Raw genomic sequence first — 22213 nt, forward strand, 5'->3', positions numbered from 1 at the left:
CCGTTACGACAGTCCTTATTGAGAATTGTTTTACTTTTCATTTCAATACGTGACAAAGTGACATTATGCCAAATTTTGGCGAGATTTTCCCCGGTTATTGGCTAAACGCCCCGTTCACGCCATAATCACTGTTTTTAAACCCGAAAAGGCGGTTAATACCATGGAGATACGCGTTTTTCGCCAGGAAGATTTCGAAGAGGTGATCACCCTTTGGGAGCGCTGCGATTTGCTGCGTCCGTGGAACGATCCGGAAATGGATATCGAACGTAAGGTGAATCACGACGTTAGCCTGTTTCTGGTCGCGGAAGTGAACGGCGAGGTCGTCGGTACGGTGATGGGCGGCTATGACGGACATCGCGGCTCGGCCTATTATCTGGGCGTCCACCCGGAATACCGGGCGCGCGGCATCGCCAACGCGCTGCTCAATCGTTTGGAAAAGAAACTTATTGCTCGCGGCTGCCCGAAAATCCAGATCATGGTACGGGAAGATAACGACGTGGTGCTGGGCATGTATGAGCGTCTGGGCTACGAGCACGCCGACGTGCTGACGCTAGGTAAGCGTTTGATCGAAGATGAAGAGTACTGAGATCCACCCGGCTGACTATGACGCGCAGGGCCGCGTCAGGCTGCCGTTTTTATTCTGGTGCGTTCTGCTGCTTCAGGCCCGTACCTGGGTACTGTTTGTGATGGCCGGCGCGTCGCGCGGGCAGGGCGATACGCTGCTGAATCTCTTTTATCCCGATCACGATGCCTTCTGGCTCGGCTTATTGCCGGGCGTACCGGCGGTGGTGGCTTTTTTGTGCAGCGGTCAACGGCATGTAATCCCGCGTCTGTGGCGTGCGCTTCGCTGGCTGCTGATCCTCGCCCAGATTGCGCTGCTGTTCTGGCAACCCGTGCTCTGGTGGTTGGGTGAACCGCTTTCGGGTATCGGCATCGCGCTGGTGGTGGCGGATATCGTGGCGCTGCTGTGGCTGTTGACGAATCCCCGCTTACGCGCCTGTTTTACGCAAGAGTCAGATTAGCGCGGCACTTTTTGGCGATGCCGCACTCCAACAAGCGTTGATTTAATTAGAAAGGACGTTTCAATGAAATCGCTGCGTTTACTTTTATGCGCTCTCCCGCTGGCGTTAACCGGCTGTTCGACGCTCTCTTCCATTAACTGGTCCGCCGCGTATCCGTGGAACTGGTTTGGCTCTTCCACCGAAGTGACCGAGCAGGGCGTAGGAAAAATTACCGCGTCGACCGCGCTCGATCAGGACGCTATTCAGGATGCCCTGAGCAGTGACTATCGCCTGCGTAGCGGGATGAAAACCGAGAATGGCAACATTGTGCGTTACTTTGAAGCGCTGAAGGGCGACAAGCTGGCGCTGGTGATCAACGGTGACAAAGGCACGGTAAACCGAATTGCCGTGATGGATGAAGATATTCCGACGGCGAGCGGTGTGAAAGTGGGTACGCCGTTTAGCGACCTTTATAAACAGGCCTTTGGCAACTGCAGCAGCGCCCCTTCGGACGATGGCGTTGCGGTGGAATGTAAGGCGGAAGGCAGCCAGCACATCAGCTATGTCTTCACCGGAACCTGGAGCGGTCCGGAAGGATTGATGCCCTCTGACGACACGCTGAAGAGCTGGAAAGTGAGCAAAATAGTCTGGAAGCAGTAATTTGCGCCTGAACAAACCGCCTCGCTGAAATCCGGGTATAATAGCCGCCATCAATGCCACGCTGACGTGGCATCTTTATTTCAGGAGGAGCGATGTCTCAGGTTCAGAGTGGCATTTTGCCAGAACATTGCCGCGCGGCGATTTGGATTGAAGCCAATGTTAAAGGGGACGTGGATGCCCTGCGCGCGGCCAGCAAAGTTTTCGTTGATAAACTGGCCACCTTCCAGGCCAAATTCCCGGACGCCCATCTGGGCGCCGTTGTCGCTTTCGGCAATAACGTCTGGCGTCAGCTGAGCGGCGGCGAAGGTGCGGAAGAGCTGAAGGACTTTATCCCTTACGGCAAAGGGCTTGCGCCAGCTACCCAGTACGACGTGCTGATCCACATCCTCTCTCTGCGTCACGACGTGAACTTCTCCGTTGCACAGGCGGCGGTTGAAGCGTTTGGCGACAGCATCGACGTGCAGGAAGAGGTTCACGGCTTCCGCTGGGTGGAGGAGCGCGATCTGAGCGGCTTCGTTGACGGCACCGAAAACCCGGCGGGTGAAGAGGTTCGTCGCGACGTGGCGGTCATCAAAGACGGCGTGGACGCAGGCGGCAGCTACGTGTTCGTCCAGCGCTGGGAGCACAACCTCAAGCAGCTTAACCGCATGAGCGTGCACGACCAGGAGATGATGATTGGCCGCACTAAAGAAGCCAACGAAGAGATTGACGGCGATGAGCGTCCGGTGACCTCTCACCTGTCCCGCGTTGACCTCAAAGAGGACGGTAAAGGGCTGAAGATTGTTCGTCAGAGCCTGCCGTACGGCACGGCAAGCGGCACGCACGGCCTCTACTTCTGCGCCTACTGCGCGCGCCTGCACAATATTGAGCAGCAGCTGCTGAGCATGTTCGGTGATACCGACGGCAAGCGCGACGCCATGCTGCGCTTCACCAAACCGGTGACCGGCGGCTACTACTTTGCGCCGTCCGTTGAGCGTCTGCTGGCGCTGTAATAGCCTTTCTCCCTCTCCCTGTGGGAGAGGGACGGGGTGAGGGCATCAGGTCGCACCCCTTATTCTCTTTTCTGCTTGTAAATCACCAAACGGTATATAAAACCGTTACTCCTTTCATCCCCGTTATAAATATTATGACTATAAGATAGTCATCACATTTATAAGGGTGCGCAATGGCCGTTACTGTACTGAAAAAAGGAACTCTGGCACTGGCAGGTTTACTGATGGTGGCCCAGGCGCAGGCGACCGAGCTGCTGAACAGCTCGTATGATGTCTCCCGCGAGCTGTTTGCCGCCCTTAACCCACCCTTCGAGCAGCAGTGGGCGAAAGAAAACAATGGCGATAAGCTGACCATCAAGCAGTCCCACGCCGGTTCATCCAAGCAGGCGCTGGCGATTTTGCAGGGGCTGAAAGCAGATGTCGTGACCTACAACCAGGTGACTGACGTGCAGATCCTGCACGACAAGGGCAAGCTGATCCCGGCTGACTGGCAGAGCCGCCTGCCTAACAATAGCTCGCCGTTCTACTCCACCATGGGCTTCCTGGTGCGTAAGGGTAACCCGAAGAACATCCACGACTGGAGCGACCTGGTGCGTTCCGACGTGAAGCTGATTTTCCCGAACCCAAAAACCTCCGGTAACGCGCGCTACACCTATTTAGCCGCGTGGGGCGCGGCGGACAAGGCTGACGGCAACGACAAAGCCAAAACCGAGCAGTTCATGACCCAGTTCCTGAAAAACGTCGAAGTGTTTGATACCGGCGGCCGCGGCGCGACCACCACCTTCGCCGAACGCGGTCTGGGTGACGTACTGATCAGCTTTGAATCCGAAGTAAACAACATTCGCAAGCAGTATGAAGCGCAGGGCTTCGAGGTGGTTATCCCGAAAACCAACATCCTGGCCGAGTTCCCGGTGGCGTGGGTGGATAAAAACGTGCAGGCGAACGGCACCGAGAAAGCGGCAAAAGCCTATCTCAACTACCTGTACAGCCCGCATGCGCAGACCATCATCACCGATTATTACTACCGCGTGAACAACCCGGACGTAATGAACAAACTGAAGGACAAATTCCCGCAGACCGCGCTGTTCCGCGTGGAAGATCATTTCGGCTCCTGGCCTGAGGTGATGAAAACGCACTTTGCCAGCGGCGGTGAGTTAGACAAATTGCTGGCGGCGGGGCGTAAGTAATGTTTGCAGTTTCGACAAAACGCGTGCTGCCGGGCTTTACCTTAAGCCTCGGGACCAGCCTGCTGTTCGTCTGCCTGATCCTGCTGCTGCCGCTCAGCGCGCTGGTAATGCAGCTTGCTCAGATGAGCTGGGCGCAGTACTGGGAGGTCATCACCAACCCGCAGGTGGTGGCGGCCTATAAGGTGACGCTGCTGTCGGCGTTTGTCGCCTCCATTTTTAACGGCGTGTTTGGCCTGCTGATGGCGTGGATCTTAACCCGCTATCGCTTCCCGGGCCGCACGCTGCTTGATGCCCTGATGGATCTGCCGTTTGCGCTGCCGACGGCGGTTGCGGGCTTAACCCTCGCGTCGCTCTTCTCCGTGAACGGGCTGTACGGCGAGTGGCTGGCGAAGTTTGATATCAAAGTGACCTACACCTGGCTCGGGATCGCGGTGGCGATGGCCTTTACCAGCATCCCGTTTGTGGTCCGTACCGTGCAGCCGGTGCTGGAAGAGCTGGGTCCGGAATACGAAGAAGCGGCGGAAACGCTGGGCGCCACGCGTTGGCAGAGCTTCCGTAAAGTGGTTCTGCCCGAGCTCTCTCCGGCTCTGATGGCGGGCGTCGCGCTGTCGTTTACACGCAGCCTGGGTGAGTTCGGCGCGGTAATTTTTATCGCCGGGAACATCGCCTGGAAAACGGAAGTCACCTCGCTGATGATTTTCATCCGTCTGCAGGAGTTTGATTATCCGGCGGCGAGCGCCATTGCCTCGGTGATCCTGGCGGCCTCGCTGCTGCTGCTGTACTCGATTAACACTCTGCAAAGTCGCTTTGGTCGACGTGTGGTAGGTCACTGATGGCGGAAGTTACGCAATTTAAGCGATACGATGCGCCCCGCATCAACTGGGGTAAATGGTTTCTGATTGGCGTGGGCGTGCTGGTGTCCGCCCTCATTCTCGTCGTGCCGACGATCTATATCTTCGTTCAGGCTTTCAGCAAGGGGCTGATGCCCGCGCTGGAAAACCTGGCAGACCCGGATATGCTGCATGCCATCTGGCTGACCGTGTTGATTGCGTTGATCACGGTACCGGTGAACCTGGTGTTCGGTACCCTGCTGGCCTGGCTGGTGACGCGCTTTAACTTCCCGGGACGTCAGATGCTGCTGACCCTGCTGGATATTCCGTTTGCCGTGTCGCCTGTTGTTGCCGGTCTGGTTTACCTGCTCTTTTACGGCTCCAACGGCCCGCTGGGCGGCTGGCTGGATGAGCATAACCTGCAGATCATGTTCGCCTGGCCGGGCATGGTGCTGGTGACCATCTTCGTAACCTGTCCGTTCGTGGTGCGCGAGCTGGTGCCGGTGATGTTAAGCCAGGGCAGCAACGAAGACGAAGCGGCGGTGCTGCTGGGCGCATCCGGCTGGCAGATGTTCCGTCGCGTCACGCTGCCGAACATTCGCTGGGCGCTGCTTTACGGCGTGGTGCTGACCAACGCCCGCGCGATCGGAGAGTTCGGTGCCGTTTCCGTCGTCTCCGGATCCATCCGTGGTGAGACCCTGTCGCTGCCGCTCCAGATTGAGCTGCTGCAGCAGGACTACAACACCATCGGCTCGTTTACTGCCGCAGCGTTGCTGACGCTGATGGCCATTTTGACCCTGTTTTTGAAGAGTGTGGTGCAGTGGCGTTTAGAGAATCAGGAAAAACGTCAGCATCAGGAGGGAAATCATGAGCATTGAGATTGCCAATATTAAGAAGTCTTTTGGTCGCACCCAGGTGCTGAATGATATCTCGCTGGATATCCCTTCCGGACAAATGGTGGCGCTGCTGGGGCCGTCTGGCTCGGGCAAAACCACGCTGCTGCGTATTATCGCCGGTCTTGAGCACCAGACCAGCGGGCACATCCGCTTCCACGGTACCGACGTGAGCCGACTGCACGCCCGCGATCGTAAAGTGGGTTTTGTGTTTCAGCACTACGCGCTGTTCCGCCACATGACCGTGTTCGACAACATTGCGTTTGGCCTGACCGTGCTGCCGCGTCGCGAGCGCCCGGATGCGGCAACCATTAAAGCGAAAGTGACCAAACTGCTGGAGATGGTGCAGCTGGCTCACCTGGCGGACCGTTTCCCGGCCCAGCTTTCCGGCGGGCAGAAGCAGCGCGTGGCGCTGGCGCGCGCCCTGGCCGTTGAGCCGCAAATTTTGCTGCTTGATGAACCGTTTGGCGCGCTGGATGCGCAGGTGCGTAAAGAGCTGCGCCGCTGGCTGCGTCAGCTGCATGAAGAGCTGAAGTTCACCAGCGTCTTCGTGACCCACGACCAGGAAGAGGCGATGGAAGTCGCGGACCGCGTGGTGGTCATGAGCCAGGGCAACATCGAGCAGGTTGACGAGCCGGAACAGCTCTGGCGCGAGCCGGCGACCCGCTTCGTGCTGGAGTTTATGGGCGAGGTGAACCGTCTGCAGGGCACCATTCGCGGCGGGCAGTTCCACGTCGGCGCGCACCGCTGGCCGCTGGGCTACACCTCCGCGCATCAGGGGCCGGTCGATCTGTTCCTGCGCCCGTGGGAGGTGGACGTCAGCCGTCGAACCAGCCTGGACTCCCCGCTGCCGGTACAGGTGCTGGAAGCTAGCCCTAAAGGGCACTTCACCCAATTGGTGGTACAGCCGCTGGGCTGGTATACCGAGCCGCTGACCGTGGTCATGCGCGACGACGTGCCGCCTCACCGGGGCGAGCGCCTGTTTGTCGGGCTGCAGCATGCGCGCATCTATCACGGTAACGAGCGGATTGAGGCGCGCGAGGATATTGCTCTGGCGGAGTCAGCCTGATAGGTTATTGAGTATGTTTTTCGCCCGGTGGCGTGATGCTTACCGGGCTTTTTATTGAGTAAAAAACGTGAATACACTCGAACAAACCATCGGCAACACTCCTCTGGTCATGCTTCAGCGCATGGGGTGCGACAACGGCAGCGAAATCTGGGTCAAACTCGAAGGCAACAACCCGGCGGGATCGGTGAAAGACCGCGCGGCGCTGTCGATGATTGTCCAGGCCGAGAAACGCGGTGAAATTAAGCCCGGCGACGTGCTGATTGAAGCCACCAGCGGCAACACCGGCATCGCGCTGGCGATGATTGCGGCGCTGAAAGGCTACCGCATGAAGCTGCTGATGCCGGACAACATGAGCCAGGAGCGCCGCGCCGCCATGCGCGCCTACGGGGCCGAGCTGATTCTGGTGACCAAAGAGCAGGGGATGGAAGGCGCGCGCGACTTAGCGTTAGAGATGGCCGAGCGCGGCGAAGGTAAGCTGCTCGATCAGTTCAATAACCCGGACAACCCGTACGCGCACTACACCACCACCGGGCCGGAAATCTGGCAGCAAACCGACGGGCGCATTACCCATTTCGTCTCCAGCATGGGCACCACCGGCACCATTACCGGCGTGTCGCGTTTTCTGCGCGAGCAGGAGAAAGCCGTCACCATCGTTGGCCTGCAGCCGGAAGAGGGGAGCAGCATTCCGGGCATTCGCCGCTGGCCGGCGGAGTATATGCCGGGCATCTTTAATGCGCAGCTGGTGGATCAGGTGCTGGATATTCATCAGCGCGAGGCGGAAAATACTATGCGTGAACTGGCCGTGCGTGAAGGCATCTTCTGCGGGGTCAGCTCGGGGGGCGCGGTAGCGGGTGCGTTGCGCGTGGCGCAGGTAAACCCCGGCGCGGTCGTGGTGGCGATTATCTGCGACCGCGGCGATCGCTATCTGTCTACCGGCGTCTTTGGTGAAGAGAGTTATTCGCAGGGGGCGGGGATTTAAGCGTCATGGAGATGATTCTATTCCGGGATAACACCCGGGCGCAGCAAACCGACATTGTCGCGGTGCAGTCGCAGGTGGTTTACGGCAGCGTGGGGAACAGCATTGCGGTGCCCAACATTCGTACCCACCGGCTGAACGTCACCGCCGTGCCGACGGTGCTGTTTAGCAACACGCCGCACTACGACACCTTCTACGGCGGGGTGATCCCCGACGAGTGGTTCAGCGGCTACCTGAAGGCGCTGGAAGAGCGCGAGATCCTGCGCGAGCTTAAAGCGGTCACTACTGGTTACATGGGCAACGCCAGCCAGATCGCGCTGTTGGCGCAGTGGCTGAAGGCGGTCAAAGCGCAGCATCCTGACCTGCTGGTGCTGGTCGACCCGGTTATCGGCGATATCGACAGCGGAATGTACGTTAAGCCCGATATTCCGGAAGCCTACCGGGAGCACCTGCTTCCGCTGGCGCAGGGGATTACACCAAACGTTTATGAGCTGGAAGTGTTAAGCGGTAAGGCGTGCCGGACGCCGGAAAGCGCTATTGCCGCCGCGCAGGGATTGCTCTCTGACACTCTGAAATGGGTGGCGATCACCAGCGCGCCGGTCGCTGACGATCCGCAAAACATCCACGTGGTGTTGGTGACGCATGAGGGCGTTACCGTCAGCGCGCATCCGCGCGTAGAAACCGATCTGAAAGGGACGGGGGATCTATTCTGTTCAGAGCTGGTGAGCGGGATTGTTGAAGGGAAAACCGTTGCCGATGCCATTCGCATGGCCGGCGATCGGGTGACTGACGTAATGCTCTATACCCAGTCGAAAGGCTACGACGAGCTTATCCTTCCTGCATAAACAAAAATGGCGCCCGAAGGCGCCATTTTACCGTGCGGCAAGAATTACTTCTTGATGCGGATAACCGGGGTTTCACCCACGGTGACGCTGCCAGACAGTTTGATCAGTTCTTTGATTTCGTCCATGTTGGAGATAACAACCGGCGTCAGGGTAGACTTGGCTTTTTCTTCCAGCAGTGGCAGATCGAATTCAATCACCGGGTCGCCAACTTTAACACGCTGGCCTTCTTCCGCGATACGTTTGAAGCCTTCGCCTTTCAGTTCAACGGTGTCGATACCGAAGTGAACGAACAGTTCGATACCGCTATCAGATTCGATAGAGAACGCATGGTTGGTTTCAAAAATTTTACCGATGGTGCCGTCAACTGGAGCAACCATTTTGTTGCCAGTTGGTTTGATAGCAATGCCATCACCAACGATTTTCTCAGCAAACACTACATCCGGCACGTCTTCGATGTTGACGATCTCGCCGGAGAGCGGAGCAACAATCTCAATAGTTCCGGAGTCTTTCTTATCATCAGAAACCAGAGATTTCAGTTTATCGAACAAACCCATGATCTTCTCCTAAGCAGTAATTTGGGCCGCATCTCGTGGATTAGCAGATTGTTTTTTCTTCAATGAACTTGTTAACCAGCGTCATTAACTCGTCCGTTGTCGGTTGAGCAAGAGCCTGCTCTGCTAACACCTTCGCATCTTCGAAGTTCGTGTTACGGATAATCTTCTTAATGCGCGGGATGGAAATGGCGCTCATAGAGAATTCGTCCAGACCCATACCCAGCAACAGAAGTGTAGCACGTTCGTCGCCTGCAAGCTCACCACACATGCCAGTCCATTTACCTTCTGCATGAGAAGCATCAATAACTTGCTTGATCAAGTTCAGTACGGACGGTGACATTGGCTGGTAGAGATGTGAAATCATATCATTACCACGGTCAACTGCCAGGGTGTACTGCGTTAAATCATTGGTGCCGATACTAAAGAAATCAACTTCTTTGGCTAAATGACGCGCAATGGTCGCCGCCGCTGGTGTTTCCACCATCACGCCGATCTCGATTGACTCGTCAAATGCTTTACCTTCGTCGCGCAGTTCCTGTTTGTAGATTTCGATCTCTTTCTTCAGTGCACGCACTTCTTCAACAGAGATGATCATCGGGAACATGATGCGCAGCTTACCGAAAGCGGAGGCACGCAGGATAGCGCGAACCTGGTCACGCAGGATCTCTTTACGATCCATCGCGATACGCACGGCACGCCAGCCCAGGAACGGGTTCTCTTCTTTCGGGAAGTTCATGTACGGCAGCTCTTTGTCGCCACCGATGTCCATGGTGCGGACGATAACCGCCTGTGAGCCACACGCTTCTGCGACGGCTTTATACGCAGCAAACTGCTCTTCTTCAGTTGGCAGCGCGTCACGGTCCATGAACAGGAATTCTGTACGGTAGAGACCTACCCCTTCCGCACCGTTGCGCTCAGCGCCATCAACGTCGCGTACGGTACCGATGTTTGCGCACACTTCCACCTGATGGCCGTCCAGCGTGATGGCTGGCAGGTCTTTCAGCTTAGCGAGTTCCGCTTTTTCAGTCGCAACCTGCTCCTGAACCGCGCGCAGTTTTTCGATCTCTTCATTAGTTGGGTTGACGTAAACCAGATTGTTTACGGCATCCAGAATCAGATAGTCGCCGTTTTTCACCTGAGAGGTGACGCTACCGGTACCCACGATGGCAGGCAGTTCCAGAGAACGCGCCATAATAGAGGTGTGGGAGGTACGGCCACCCGCGTCGGTGATGAAACCGAGAACCTTTTTCAGGTTCAGCTGTGCGGTTTCAGACGGGGTGAGGTCAGCGGCAACCAGGATCACTTCATCCTGAATCGCGCTCAGGTCGATGATGGCCAGGCCCAGGATGTTGCGCAGCAAGCGCTTACCGATGTCACGTACGTCAGCCGCACGCTCTTTCAGGTATTCATCATCCAGCTCTTCCAGGGCAGTTGCCTGACCTTCGATAACTTCATGCGCAGCCGCGTCGGCCGTCATGCCTTTATCTTTAATCAGGGCTATGATTTCCTGCTCCAGCTCCTCATCTTCGAGCAGCATGATGTGCCCTTCGAAGATGGCTTCTTTTTCTTCACCGAAAGTTTCGCCAGCTTTAGTTTTGATCGCTTCCAGTTGCGCAGATGCCTTGGCACGACCGCTCAGAAAACGTTCAACTTCCTGATCAACCTTGTCGGCAGAAATTTTTTTCCGGTCGATGACGATCTCGTCTTCTTTCAGCAGCAGTGCTTTGCCGAAAGCGATACCCGGGGATGCTAAAATGCCTGAAATCATAACCCTACCTTACTTGTGACTGATATTTAAAAGAACCCGTAAACTTACTCGAGCTCAGCCATCAGTTTAACCAGATGCTCAACTGCTTTCTGCTCGTCTTCACCTTCAGCAGAGATGGTGACAACGGTGCCCTGAGTCAGGCCCAGAGTCTGCAGTTTGAACAGGCTTTTTGCGCTAGCGCTTTTGCCGTTGGAAGTTACAGTGATTTCAGAAGTGAAGCCTTTCGCTTCTTTAACAAACTGAGCAGCAGGGCGGGTGTGCAGACCGTTCGGAGCGGTAATGGTAACTTCTTGCTGGAACATTGTATTTCCCCAACTTATAGGTTTAGTGTTGTGGAACTAAAGTCTAGCCTGGCGGCTCAACTTTAGCCTGTATTGTTAGCGCTGACGTTTCAATCGTCATTAAACATTATGCAGCGAAAGGAAGACTTGAACCAAATCATAAAATCGATTCAGCAAGGCTATTTCGTTCACTGATTAATTTCACGCTTCAAAATAATTGCTGGTTTAAATACCAGACACAACGGGGTGAAGCAATGCCAGGAGGGGCAAAAGTTTGAAGCAGGCCACAAAAAAGCACCCGAAAAGGTGCTTTTTTACGCGTTATTAACATACTGGCACTACTGTTGCAGCTCTTTTTCCGTGAACAGATCGGCAAACAGTGCGGTGCTCAAGTAACGCTCACCCGAGGACGGAAGGATAACCACAATATTCTTATTGGTAAAGGCTTCATCTTCCTGAAGTTTGAGCGCTGCCGCAACGGCCGCCCCGGAAGAGATACCCGCCAGAATGCCTTCTTCATCCATCAGACGACGTGCGGTAGAGATGGCTTCTTCGTTCGTGATAGTGACCACTTTATCGATCAGCTTCAGATCCAGGTTACCCGGAATAAAGCCTGCGCCAATACCCTGAATTTTATGCGGGCCTGGCTTGAGCTCTTCACCCGCCAGCGCCTGGGTGATAACCGGTGAGTCGGTTGGTTCAACGGCAACGGTAATCAGCTCTTTTTTACCTTTTGTGCCTTTAATATAGCGAGACACGCCGGTCAGCGTGCCGCCGGTACCGACGCCGGAGATAAATACGTCAACCTGGCCGTCAGTATCTTCCCAGATTTCCGGGCCGGTGGTCTTCTCGTGAATTTCCGGGTTAGCCGGGTTGCTGAACTGCTGCAGCAGCAGATATTTCGCCGGATCGCTGGCCACGATCTCTTCCGCTTTCTGAATGGCACCTTTCATGCCCTTCGCGCCTTCGGTCAGGACCAGGTTCGCCCCCAGCGCTTTGAGCAGTTTGCGACGTTCGATGCTCATGGTTTCCGGCATAGTCAGGGTCAGCTTGTAGCCGCGGGCGGCTGCAACATAGGCCAGAGCGATACCGGTGTTACCGCTGGTCGGTTCCACCAGCTCAACGCCAGGCTTCAGCACGCCGCGTTTTTCAGCATCCCAAATCATGTTTGCACCGATGCGGCATTTTACGCTGAAGCTCGGGTTGCGTGATTCGACCTTCGCCAGAATGCGTCCATTACCGATACGGTTCAGTCGAACCAGGGGCGTATGACCGATAGTCAGCGAGTTGTCTTCATAAATCTTACTCATGGCCTGTCCTTAACTGTATGAAATTGGGATACCGACCCAGCATACCTTCTAAGCAGGTAGGGGGAAGTAAGGAATTCGCATATCTATATACTGCAAGGAAATAATGGGGATCAGTATGGAATAAGGGGCGGCATAAGCCACCCCTGCTTTACACATTTTTGCATTATTTCCATAACGCGTGCTTAGCACGGTAGCAGTCCACCCACATCGCCGTCGCGCCGCAAACCGCAACCGGCATGATGAACAGGTTAAGGAAGGGAATCATGGTGAACAGGCTGGTCAGCGCGCCGAACTGCATATTGGCGACCTTCCGGGTGCGCAGGGCCGTGCGCATCGCTTTAAACGGCACCTTGTGGTTATCAAACGGATAGTCGCAGTACTGGATGGCCAGCATCCAGGCGCTGAACAGGAACCACAGCACCGGCGCAACCGTCTGGCCAATGCCGGGGACAAAGTAGAGGGCAAGCAGTACAACCGCGCGGGGGAGGTACCAGGCAAACTTCTGCCACTCGCGCTTCATAATGCGCGGGATATCTTTCACGATCCCCAGTACGCCCGTGTCCGGTGGCGTCGCGCCGGTAAGCCGCGCCTCCAGCTGTTCCGCCAGCAGGCCGTTAAACGGCGCGGCTATCCAGTTCGCAATCGTTGAGAATAAATAGCCGAATACCAGCAGCACGGAGATAACCGCCACCGGCCAGAGCAGGTAGTTAAGCCACTGCAGCCAGTCCGGCACGTGGCTCATCAGCGACGGGATCCAGCTTTCAAGCTTTGTGAACAGCCACCAGAACGCGCCGCCCATCAGAATGATGTTGATCAACAGCGGCAGAATGACGAAGCGACGGATACCCGGCAGTGAAACCAGTTTCCAGCCCTGAGAGAAATACCAGACGCCGCTGCGCGGGGGAGAAGACGATGTTGAAACCATAACCAGGCTGTACTCCTTTTTTCACAACCAGTGGAATTGCCCGCCTATATTATCCACTTGCGGACCAATGACCAGTTCGGAAATGTTCGAAAAACCAGCAAAAAGCACAATTTACTTCATCTTTATGCTGCGAATGCTCTGCACACACTTGCACTTGACGTAAACGGCAAATACTCTTAGTGAGTAAATGTTTGCCGTGGTGGCAAGGTGTTAGAACAACAGAGAATATAATGATGCAGGATTTGCGTCTGATATTAATCATTGTTGGCGCGATCGCCATAATCGCTTTACTGGTACATGGTTTCTGGACCAGCCGTAAAGAGCGTTCCTCGATGTTTCGCGATCGCCCACTGAAGCGCATGAAGTCCAGTCGTGATGATGATGACACTGAAGATGACATCACCGGTAGCGACGACGACGGCGTGGGTGAAGTTCGTGTTCATCGGGTCAATACTGCGCCCGGCGCGGCTCATGGGGAGCATGAAGCCCCCCGCGCTCCGCAGCACCAGTATCAACCGCCGTATGCCTCTGCCCAGCCGCGCCAGCCAGCGCCGCAGCCAGTGGAAGAACCTGTGCGTCAGCCGCCGCAACCGCCTGTGCAACAGCAGCCCGCTGCGCCACAGCCGGTTCAACACCAACCTGTGCAGCAGCCCGTGCAACAGCAGCCTGCGCAGCCGGTACAACAGCCGCAGCAGCCTGTTCATGTACAGCCTGCTCCGCAGCCCGCTCCGGCTCCGCACGTTGAGCCAGAGCCGGTCGTCGAGCCTGAACCGGTTGTTGAAAAGCCCCAGCGTAAAGAAGCGGTGATCATCATGAACGTGGCCGCGCATCACGGCAGCCATCTCAACGGTGACGTGCTGCTCAACAGTATTCAACAGGCAGGCTTCAAGTTTGGCGATATGAATATTTTCCATCGCCACCTGAGCCCTGACGGTAGCGGCCCGGCGCTGTTTAGCCTGGCCAATATGGTCAACCCAGGCACCTTCGATCCGGAAATGACCGGTGATTTTGTGACGCCGGGTGTCACTATCTTTATGCAGGTGCCGTCCTACGGCGATGAGCTGCAAAACTTCAAGCTGATGCTGCAGTCCGCGCAGCACATCGCTGATGAAGTAGGTGGTGTGGTGCTCGACGATCAGCGTCGAATGATGACCCCGCAGAAGCTGCGCGAGTATCAGGACCGCATCCGCGAAGTTAAGGAAGCCAACGCGTAATCGTCGCGTTTACTTCAACTCCTCCTCAACCCCCGCCTGTCGGGGGTTTTTTCTCATTGATGGTGCGATATGGACTCAATCGAACAACAACTCACTGAACTGCGAACCACGCTTCGCCATCATGAATATCTCTATCATGTTATGGACGCACCGGAAGTGCCGGATGCGGAGTATGACCGGCTGATGCGCGAGCTGCGCGAGCTGGAGGCGCAGCACCCGGAACTGATTACGCCGGATTCCCCGACCCAGCGCGTCGGCGCCGAGCCGCTGGGGGCATTCAGCCAGGTGCGTCACGAAGTACCGATGCTGTCGCTGGATAACGTCTTTGATGAAGAGAGCTTCCTCGCGTTTAACAAGCGCGTGCAGGACCGTCTGAAAAGCAGCGATTCCCTCACCTGGTGCTGCGAGCTGAAGCTCGACGGCCTGGCGGTCAGCCTTCTCTATGAAAACGGCGTGCTGGTGCGTGCCGCCACGCGTGGCGACGGCACGACGGGGGAAGACATCACCACCAACGTGCGCACCATTCGCGCGATCCCGCTGAAACTGCAGGGGGACAACATTCCTGCGCGTCTGGAAGTGCGCGGGGAAGTATTCCTGCCCCAGGCGGGCTTCGAAAAGATCAATGAAGAAGCGCGTCGCACCGGTGGAAAAGTGTTTGCTAACCCGCGTAACGCGGCGGCAGGCTCTCTGCGCCAGCTTGACCCGCGCATTACGGCGAAGCGACCGCTTACTTTCTTCTGCTACGGCGTCGGTATTCTGGAGGGCGGCGAACTGCCGGATACGCACCTCGGGCGTCTGCTGCAGTTTAAAGCCTGGGGCCTGCCGGTGAGCAACCGCGTTCAGCTCTGCGACTCGCCGGAATCGGTGCTGGCGTTCTACCACAAAGTGGAAGAGGACCGCCCGACGCTCGGCTTTGATATCGATGGCGTTGTTATCAAGGTCAACTCCCTGGCGCTGCAGGAGCAGCTGGGTTTTGTGGCGCGCGCGCCGCGCTGGGCGGTGGCGTTTAAGTTTCCTGCCCAGGAGCAGATGACCTTCGTTCGCGACGTGGAGTTCCAGGTGGGCCGTACGGGCGCGATTACCCCGGTCGCACGGCTGGAGCCGGTGCAGGTCGCGGGCGTGCTGGTGAGTAACGCTACGCTGCACAACGCCGATGAAATCGAACGCCTCGGCCTGCGCATTGGTGACAAAGTGGTGATTCGCCGCGCGGGCGATGTTATCCCACAGGTGGTGAACGTTGTTGAGTCAGAGCGTCCTGACGATACGCGCGAGGTCGTCTTCCCGACCCACTGCCCGGTATGCGGCTCTGACGTAGAGCGCGTGGAAGGCGAAGCGGTGGCCCGCTGTACGGGCGGCCTGATCTGCGGCGCGCAGCGTAAAGAGTCGCTTAAGCACTTCGTCTCCCGTCGTGCAATGGACGTTGACGGCATGGGCGATAAGATTATCGATCAGCTGGTTGAGAAAGAGTATGTCCATACGCCAGCGGATCTGTTCAGGCTGACGGCGGGCAAACTGACCGGTCTGGATCGCATGGGGCCGAAGTCAGCCCAGAACGTGGTTAACGCGCTGGAAGCGGCGAAAGAGACGACCTTTGCCCGCTTCCTGTACGCGCTGGGCATTCGTGAAGTCGGCGAAGCGACGGCGGCAGGTTTAGCCGCGTACTTTGGTACGCTGGAGGAACTGGAAAAGGCAAGCATCGACGAGCTGCAGAAAGTGCCGGACGTCGGCATCGTCGTCGCCACGCACGTCTTTAACTTCTTTGCCGAAGAGAGCAACCGCGAGGTCATCGGCAAGCTGCTGGAAGAGGGCATTAAATGGCCCGCGCCGGTGGTGGTCAACGCCGAAGAGATCAACAGTCCATTTGCCGGTAAAACCGTGGTGCTAACCGGTAGCCTGAGCCAGCTTTCACGCGACGATGCAAAAGCGCGTCTGGTGGCGCTGGGGGCCAAAGTGGCGGGCAGCGTGTCGAAGAAAACCGACCTGGTGATTGCCGGGGAAGCGGCGGGGTCGAAGCTGGCGAAAGCCCAGGAGCTCGGCATTGAAGTTATCGACGAAGCGGAAATGATGCGTCTGTTAGGAGAGTAACGTGGAGAAAGAGCAGCTCGTTGAGATAGCCAATACGGAGATGCCGTTCGGTAAATATAAGGGCCGCAGGCTGATCGATTTGCCGGAGGAATATCTGCTGTGGTTTGCCCGTAAGGATGAATTTCCGGCAGGGCGACTGGGCGAGCTGATGGCTATCACGCTACTGATTAAAACCGAGGGGCTGACCCAGCTGGTGCAGCCCCTGAAGCGTCCTTAAGCCTTCGCGGCGCGGGTCTCTTCCTGCGCCAGTTTTTCCGTCTGGCGCTTGTAGCGACGCGCCAGCACCGCGCAGACCATCAGCTGGATCTGGTGGAAAATCATCAGCGGCAGCACCATCATCCCGATCATCGAGGTGGGGAACAGAATGTTCGCCATTGGGATGCCGTTCGCCAGGCTCTTTTTGGAGCCGCAGAAGACAATGGTGATCTCATCGGCTTTGTTGAAGCCGCATTTGCGCGCCACAAAAACGTTTACCGCAATGACAATTGCCAGCAGAACGAGGCTGACCACCACGATAAACAGCAGCGAGCCTGCGCCCACCTTGTGCCAGATCCCGTTCACGACCGCTTCGCTGAAGGCGGAATAGACTACCAGCAGAATCGACGACTGGTCGGTTTTGGAGATCCATTTCTTGTGCTTCGCCACAAACGCCCCGGTCCACGGACGCGAGAGATGCCCGAGAACAAACGGCAGCAGCAGCTGCAGGCAGATTTTGCCGACCTGCTCAAGGTTACCTTCCGCGCCGTGCATGTTCATCAGCAGGCCCACCAGCAGCGGGGAGACGAAAATCCCTAACAGGCTGGATGCCGATGCGGAGCAGACCGCAGCCGCAACGTTCCCTCCGGCAAGAGAGGTAAAGGCAATAGCGGACTGCACGGTGGCCGGGAGAATACAGAGATACAGGAAACCGGTGTAAAGCGCCGGGTCGACGTTAACCGGCGCCCACCAGGCAAACAGCACCCCGAGGATCGGGAACAGAATGAACGTGCTGCACATCACCCAGAGGTGCAGTCGCCAGTGGCTACCGCCAGCGATAATCGCTTCGCGGGAGAGTTTTGCGCCGTGCATAAAGAACAGCAGCGCGATGGCGGCCGTCGTCAGCCCCTCAAAAAACGGGACGAAACCGCCGCGGGCGGGGAAGAACGAGGCCAGTAAAACGGTAGCCACCAGCGTAAGCGTAAACGGATCAAGAATACGAAATAGTTTCATAATGACTCCTGAAAACAGATGTCGCTATTGTGCTTTTTTCCATTTGAGAAATAAAATTGATTTATTGCATCCATTCATGAATTAAACAGATGAATTATTCCCTATGCCAGCTTCGTATTTTCGTCACCGTCGCCCATGCCCGTAGCTTCAGCCGGGCAGGGGAGATGATTGGCCTGAGCCAGTCGGCGGTCAGCCACAGCGTGAAAGAGCTGGAAAATCAGACCGGCGTTAGGCTGCTTGACCGCACCACGCGCGAAGTGGTTCTGACCGAAGCGGGACAGCAGCTGGCCCTGCGCCTCGAACGGCTGCTGGATGAGCTCAACAGCACGCTCAGAGACGTGGGAAGGCTGGGACAGCAGCTGTCGGGCACCGTGCGGGTTGCGGCCAGCCAGACGATATCCGCGCACCTTATTCCGCAGTGTATCGCCGAGGGAAACCATCGCTACCCTGATATTGATTTTGTTCTGCATGACAGGCCGCAGCAGTGGGTGCTGGAGAGCATCCGCCAGGGGGATGTAGATTTTGGTATTGTGATCGACCCCGGCCAGGTGAGCGATCTGGAATGCGAAAGCGTTCTTTCTGAGCCCTTTTTGCTGCTCTGCCGTGACGACGACCCGCTGGCAGCGTTGCCGGAGGTCAGCTGGCAGTCCCTGCAGGGGGCGAACCTGGTATTGCAGGATTATGCCTCGGGCAGCCGCCCGCTGATTGATTCCGCGCTGGTGAATCAGGGCGTTAACGCAACGATCGTGCAGGAGATAGGTCACCCGGCCACGCTGTTTCCCATGGTGGAAGCCGGGATTGGCATCAGCGTGCTGCCCGCCCTGGCGCTTCCCCTGCCGCAGGGAAACCGGCTGGCGGTGAAGCGGCTGACGCCCGTTGTCGAGCGAAAGCTGATGCTGGTGCGGCGAAAAAATCGCTCACTCTCGGGAGCGGCGCAGGCTATCTGGGAAGTGGTGCGTATCCAGGCACAACGATTAACCGAGGCCCGCATACGCGACCCACTGTTTAACGCATCAGACGATTAGATGTAGATATCAATCTGATGATTGTCTGACGGGCTGTTAACCCCTTCCACTTTACCCATCTTTTGATCCTGCTTTTTCTGGGCCTCTTCGGCCTGCTGGCGCTGCAGCGCCGCGAGCTGCGCCTGCAGCACTTTGATCTGGGTCTGAATCAGTTCCTGCTGCTTCTTCTTCTCATCTGCACTGCCGGAGCTGTTTGCCAGCTCTTTTAACTGCTGGGTCAGCTTTTTGATCTTATCGGTAATGCGGCTGATTTGCGCCGCGATATCGTTACTGCCGGAAGCGCCGCTTCCGCCGCTGCTGGTTTGAATGGGTTGGGTTGAAGCCTGAATGGTCGTCATACTTTTTCCTCGCGCTATAAAACAGAGGTATCGGCACCGACGGGATTAGCTTGAGGAAAACTGCCATATCTGGGGAGTTGGTTCGGGGCTTATACGATCAACACCCGATTATATTACAGATAGCAAAAAAGCGCCTTTAGGGCGCTTTTTTACATTGGTGGGTCGTGCAGGATTCGAACCTGCGACCAATTGATTAAAAGTCAACTGCTCTACCAACTGAGCTAACGACCCGAAATGGTGGGCGATGACGGGCTCGAACCGCCGACCCCCTCCGTGTAAAGGAGATGCTCTACCAACTGAGCTAATCGCCCAATCTCAATTCTTATCTACACTGCGAGTCTACCTAAGTAGATGGTGGGTGATGACGGGCTCGAACCGCCGACCCCCTCCGTGTAAAGGAGATGCTCTACCAACTGAGCTAATCACCCCCGCTGTGTGGAGTCGCATTATAGGGAGAGTTGAAAATGAGTCAACGCATTTTCTAAAGTTTTTATTCGTTCGTCGTAAAATTAAACAAAACGATCGCAAAACGGGCGGTGGCGCATGATTTCTAAACAAAAACAGCAAACTCCGCCACGATAAAGGGATCGACATTGAGGAATCCCCCCACAGTGATAGAATATTGCCCATCGTTTTTTCCCCGGGATTTGCCGATTGCCGGCATCTTTATAACGTAAGGCCATTTCATGAAAATCAAAACTCGCTTCGCGCCGAGCCCGACAGGCTATCTGCACGTCGGTGGTGCTCGTACTGCTCTCTATTCCTGGCTTTTTGCACGCCACAACAAAGGTGAGTTCGTGCTGCGTATAGAAGACACCGATCTTGAGCGCTCCACGCCGGAAGCAATTGAAGCCATTATGGATGGTATGAACTGGCTGAACCTGCAGTGGGACGAAGGCCCGTATTTCCAGACCAAACGTTTTGACCGCTATAACGCTGTCATCGATGAGATGCTGGTCGCGGGTACGGCGTATAAGTGCTACTGCTCCAAAGAGCGTCTGGATGCGCTGCGTGAAGAGCAGATGGCGAACGGTGAAAAACCGCGTTATGACGGCCGCTGTCGCCACGACCATAGCGAGCATGCCGCTGATGAGCCTTGCGTGGTGCGTTTTGCTAACCCGCAGGATGGCTCGGTGATTTTCGACGACCAGATCCGTGGCCCGATCGAATTCAGCAACCAGGAGCTGGACGATCTGATCATTCGCCGCACCGACGGATCCCCAACCTATAACTTCTGCGTTGTGGTTGATGACTGGGATATGGAAATTACCCACGTTATCCGCGGTGAAGACCATATCAACAATACCCCGCGTCAGATCAACATCCTGAAAGCGCTGAATGCACCTGTTCCGGTCTACGCGCACGTCTCCATGATCAACGGCGACGACGGTAAAAAGCTGTCTAAACGTCACGGTGCGGTCAGCGTCATGCAGTATCGCGACGATGGCTATCTGCCGGAAGCGCTGCTGAACTATCTGGTGCGTCTGGGCTGGGCTCACGGCGACCAGGAGATCTTCAGCCGCGAAGAGATGATCGAGCTGTTCTCTCTGAGCTCTGTGAGCAAATCTGCCAGCGCATTCAACACCGACAAGCTGCTGTGGCTGAACCATCACTACATCAATACCATGCCGCCGGAATATGTGGCGACGTACCTGCAGTGGCACATTGAGCAGGCAAATATTGATACCCGCACCGGCCCTGAGCTGGCGGATCTGGTGAAACTGCTCGGCGAGCGCTGCAAAACGCTGAAAGAAATTGCCGAAAGCTGCCGCTACTTCTATGAAGAGTTTGATGAGTTTGACGCCGACGCCGCGAAGAAGCACCTTCGCCCGGTTGCGCGTCAGCCGTTGGAAGTGGTGCGTGACAAGCTGGCTGCGCTCACCGAGTGGAACGCTGAGAATGTGCATCACGCCATTCAGGCGACCGCAGACGAACTGGAAGTGGGCATGGGTAAAGTCGGTATGCCGCTGCGCGTTGCGGTAACCGGTGCGGGTCAGTCTCCGGCGCTGGACGTGACTGTCCATGCCATCGGCAAGTCACGCAGCGTGGCGCGCATCAACAAGGCGCTGGATTTTATTGCAGAACGTGAAAATCAGCAGTAATTAAGCCATCTATAAGAAAAACGGCAGGGTATCCTGCCGTTTTTTTTGCCTTTCATTCAGCAATACCCAGACGAGCAAGAAACCCGCGTATGCCTTCGCGCTTCAGTAAGGTATCCAGACGCTGCTGTTCAAGCTCGGTCATACTCTCCAGCGTTTCGATAATGCCCGGACGCAGACGTGAAGGCTGTTCATTGTAGGATGAGGTTACCTCGGCCAGATGATAAACCGCCTGGCGGTTACGGATAGCCGGGAGGCTCATAATATGCTCCTTCACGCGCGCATCAACGTGAATGAGCCGCGCCCGACCGCCTTTTACGCCATTGAGTCCTTCGGTTTTCCACCCCTGTTGCCGTATCCAGCGATTTACGGTTTGTCTGGCAACACCCAAATTCTCCGCCAGCTCTTCCGTGGTCATTTTGCTACGTAGTCTTTTCATATTAATTCTGGTCGCGAATCCCTAAACGTTGCAACAAACCGGTAATCCCTTCCCGCAATAGCAGCGATGTCATCTGCTTCTGCTCTTCCGGCGTCATTTCATTGGCCAGCGTCACGAGTAGGGTATGAAGCGAACCGTCAGTGCTGATGCCGTCAGGCATAGCGGATGTTTCCGTTGCCCGGCGTGCGCTGCGGATAAAGTCACGCACCTTTTCGTTCACATGCACCAGGCGTGCTTTACCCCCCTGGACGCCGGGCTTAGGTGACGTTATCCAACCCTCTTTGCGTACCCATTTATTGATGGTCTGTCGGCTATAGCCAGTGAGCAGGGCTAACTCTTCCGGCGTCATTCGTTCCTTGAACATGCAATTTCCTGAATATCCGTGGGGTTAATTAACGGCTCATTTTATAGCACCGTTTTACATGAAAACGTGACAGGCTTAACTCATGACTGCGAGCAGGCTCGCAAAGTGATTCATTTGCATGATTTTTCGGCGATTGAACCGCAGTCATT

Annotated in this window: 24 protein-coding genes and 3 tRNA genes; 15 read left to right on the plus strand and 12 right to left on the minus strand. The window is 56.2% G+C overall.

From position 1 onward, the window contains the following. Positions 1–160: 160 nt before the first annotated feature. The 10 genes from USG84_RS12440 (at position 161) to pdxK (ending at position 8453) form a co-directional block, all read left to right on the plus strand. The gene (locus USG84_RS12440; protein ID WP_003861292.1) at positions 161–586 is read left to right on the plus strand and encodes a GNAT family acetyltransferase; all 426 of its coding nucleotides are present in this window, start codon (positions 161–163) and stop codon (positions 584–586) included. Continuing rightward, positions 573–1022 (plus strand): DUF2919 domain-containing protein, encoded by a 450-nt coding sequence (locus USG84_RS12445; protein WP_151414086.1) that lies wholly within the window; start codon positions 573–575, stop codon positions 1020–1022. Before USG84_RS12440 ends, USG84_RS12445 begins: the two co-directional genes overlap by 14 nt. 63 nt (positions 1023–1085) lie before the next feature. Continuing rightward, positions 1086–1661: an RpoE-regulated lipoprotein gene (locus tag USG84_RS12450; RefSeq protein WP_151414085.1), complete on the plus strand. Its 576-nt coding sequence runs from the start codon at positions 1086–1088 to the stop codon at positions 1659–1661. A gap of 92 nt (positions 1662–1753) precedes the next feature. Further along, positions 1754–2653 carry a Dyp-type peroxidase gene (locus USG84_RS12455; RefSeq protein WP_061097447.1) on the plus strand — a complete coding sequence of 300 codons (900 nt, stop codon included), beginning with the start codon at positions 1754–1756 and terminating at the stop codon, positions 2651–2653. Between the two features lie 173 nt (positions 2654–2826). Next, a complete protein-coding gene (locus USG84_RS12460) occupies positions 2827–3840 on the plus strand; it encodes a sulfate ABC transporter substrate-binding protein (protein ID WP_151414084.1) in 1014 nt (337 codons plus the stop codon). Further along, positions 3840–4673 (plus strand): sulfate/thiosulfate ABC transporter permease CysT, encoded by an 834-nt coding sequence (cysT, locus tag USG84_RS12465; protein ID WP_061097449.1) that lies wholly within the window; start codon positions 3840–3842, stop codon positions 4671–4673. The genes USG84_RS12460 and cysT overlap by 1 nt, the downstream gene beginning before the upstream one ends. Next, positions 4673–5548, plus strand: coding sequence for a sulfate/thiosulfate ABC transporter permease CysW (cysW, locus tag USG84_RS12470; protein WP_151414083.1), 876 nt, complete (start codon positions 4673–4675; stop codon positions 5546–5548). Before cysT ends, cysW begins: the two co-directional genes overlap by 1 nt. Then, positions 5538–6632, plus strand: coding sequence for a sulfate/thiosulfate ABC transporter ATP-binding protein CysA (cysA, locus tag USG84_RS12475; RefSeq protein WP_253542924.1), 1095 nt, complete (start codon positions 5538–5540; stop codon positions 6630–6632). Before cysW ends, cysA begins: the two co-directional genes overlap by 11 nt. Positions 6633–6699: 67 nt before the next feature. After that, positions 6700–7611: a cysteine synthase CysM gene (gene cysM, locus USG84_RS12480; RefSeq protein WP_151414082.1), complete on the plus strand. Its 912-nt coding sequence runs from the start codon at positions 6700–6702 to the stop codon at positions 7609–7611. A 5-nt stretch (positions 7612–7616) separates the two neighbouring features. Next, entirely contained in the window at positions 7617–8453 is an 837-nt protein-coding gene (pdxK, locus tag USG84_RS12485) for a pyridoxine/pyridoxal/pyridoxamine kinase (protein WP_151414081.1), read from the plus strand. A 44-nt stretch (positions 8454–8497) separates the two neighbouring features. Here the strand turns inward: pdxK and crr are convergent, their stop codons facing one another. From crr to cysZ, 5 genes are all read right to left on the minus strand, one after another. Next, complete coding sequence (crr, locus tag USG84_RS12490; RefSeq protein ID WP_003861316.1) at positions 8498–9007, minus strand: PTS glucose transporter subunit IIA; 510 nt, start codon at positions 9005–9007, stop codon at positions 8498–8500. Positions 9008–9047: 40 nt separating this feature from the next. After that, positions 9048–10775, minus strand: a complete 1728-nt coding sequence (gene ptsI, locus USG84_RS12495) for a phosphoenolpyruvate-protein phosphotransferase PtsI (protein ID WP_008501604.1) — start codon at positions 10773–10775, stop codon at positions 9048–9050. Positions 10776–10819: 44 nt separating this feature from the next. Continuing rightward, on the minus strand, positions 10820–11077 hold the full coding sequence (gene ptsH, locus USG84_RS12500) for a phosphocarrier protein Hpr (RefSeq protein ID WP_000487600.1): 258 nt from the start codon (positions 11075–11077) through the stop codon (positions 10820–10822). Positions 11078–11394: 317 nt separating this feature from the next. Then, the gene (cysK, locus tag USG84_RS12505) at positions 11395–12366 is read right to left on the minus strand and encodes a cysteine synthase A (protein ID WP_008501603.1); all 972 of its coding nucleotides are present in this window, start codon (positions 12364–12366) and stop codon (positions 11395–11397) included. A gap of 163 nt (positions 12367–12529) precedes the next feature. After that, positions 12530–13291 (minus strand): sulfate transporter CysZ, encoded by a 762-nt coding sequence (gene cysZ / locus USG84_RS12510; RefSeq protein ID WP_061097455.1) that lies wholly within the window; start codon positions 13289–13291, stop codon positions 12530–12532. A gap of 230 nt (positions 13292–13521) precedes the next feature. Here cysZ and zipA point away from each other — a divergent pair, with 230 nt between their 5' ends. The 3 genes from zipA (at position 13522) to USG84_RS12525 (ending at position 16807) form a co-directional block, all read left to right on the plus strand. After that, positions 13522–14505, plus strand: a complete 984-nt coding sequence (gene zipA / locus USG84_RS12515; RefSeq protein ID WP_151414080.1) for a cell division protein ZipA — start codon at positions 13522–13524, stop codon at positions 14503–14505. A gap of 69 nt (positions 14506–14574) precedes the next feature. After that, positions 14575–16590 (plus strand): NAD-dependent DNA ligase LigA, encoded by a 2016-nt coding sequence (gene ligA, locus USG84_RS12520; RefSeq protein ID WP_253542923.1) that lies wholly within the window; start codon positions 14575–14577, stop codon positions 16588–16590. A gap of 1 nt (position 16591) precedes the next feature. Then, a complete protein-coding gene (locus USG84_RS12525) occupies positions 16592–16807 on the plus strand; it encodes a DUF3820 family protein (protein WP_003861328.1) in 216 nt (71 codons plus the stop codon). Here the strand turns inward: USG84_RS12525 and USG84_RS12530 are convergent. After that, the gene (locus USG84_RS12530; RefSeq protein WP_151414079.1) at positions 16804–17799 is read right to left on the minus strand and encodes a bile acid:sodium symporter family protein; all 996 of its coding nucleotides are present in this window, start codon (positions 17797–17799) and stop codon (positions 16804–16806) included. The genes USG84_RS12525 and USG84_RS12530 overlap by 4 nt on opposite strands. A gap of 89 nt (positions 17800–17888) precedes the next feature. Between USG84_RS12530 and USG84_RS12535 the strand changes: the two genes are divergently transcribed. Further along, entirely contained in the window at positions 17889–18824 is a 936-nt protein-coding gene (locus tag USG84_RS12535; protein WP_320738293.1) for a LysR family transcriptional regulator, read from the plus strand. Here the strand turns inward: USG84_RS12535 and USG84_RS12540 are convergent. From USG84_RS12540 to USG84_RS12555, 4 genes are all read right to left on the minus strand, one after another. Next, on the minus strand, positions 18821–19162 hold the full coding sequence (locus USG84_RS12540; RefSeq protein ID WP_061097460.1) for a FlxA-like family protein: 342 nt from the start codon (positions 19160–19162) through the stop codon (positions 18821–18823). The two genes, USG84_RS12535 and USG84_RS12540, sit on opposite strands and share 4 nt — an antisense overlap. Before the next feature lie 155 nt (positions 19163–19317). Then, positions 19318–19393: transfer RNA gene (locus tag USG84_RS12545), tRNA-Lys, on the minus strand. Between the two features lie 4 nt (positions 19394–19397). Next, positions 19398–19473, minus strand: a tRNA-Val gene (locus tag USG84_RS12550). A gap of 41 nt (positions 19474–19514) precedes the next feature. Next, positions 19515–19590 (minus strand) — tRNA-Val (locus USG84_RS12555). A 258-nt stretch (positions 19591–19848) separates the two neighbouring features. On the opposite strand from USG84_RS12555, the gene gltX reads away from it, so the two are divergent. Next, on the plus strand, positions 19849–21264 hold the full coding sequence (gltX, locus tag USG84_RS12560) for a glutamate--tRNA ligase (protein WP_061097461.1): 1416 nt from the start codon (positions 19849–19851) through the stop codon (positions 21262–21264). A gap of 52 nt (positions 21265–21316) precedes the next feature. Here the strand turns inward: gltX and USG84_RS12565 are convergent, their stop codons facing one another. After that, positions 21317–21700: a YfeC-like transcriptional regulator gene (locus USG84_RS12565; protein WP_151414078.1), complete on the minus strand. Its 384-nt coding sequence runs from the start codon at positions 21698–21700 to the stop codon at positions 21317–21319. A gap of 1 nt (position 21701) precedes the next feature. Then, entirely contained in the window at positions 21702–22064 is a 363-nt protein-coding gene (locus tag USG84_RS12570) for a YfeC-like transcriptional regulator (protein ID WP_151414077.1), read from the minus strand. Between the last annotated feature and the right edge of the window lie 149 nt (positions 22065–22213).

The organism is Enterobacter sp. 168J2, from assembly GCF_034107265.1.
Taxonomy (GTDB): domain Bacteria; phylum Pseudomonadota; class Gammaproteobacteria; order Enterobacterales; family Enterobacteriaceae; genus Enterobacter; species Enterobacter nematophilus.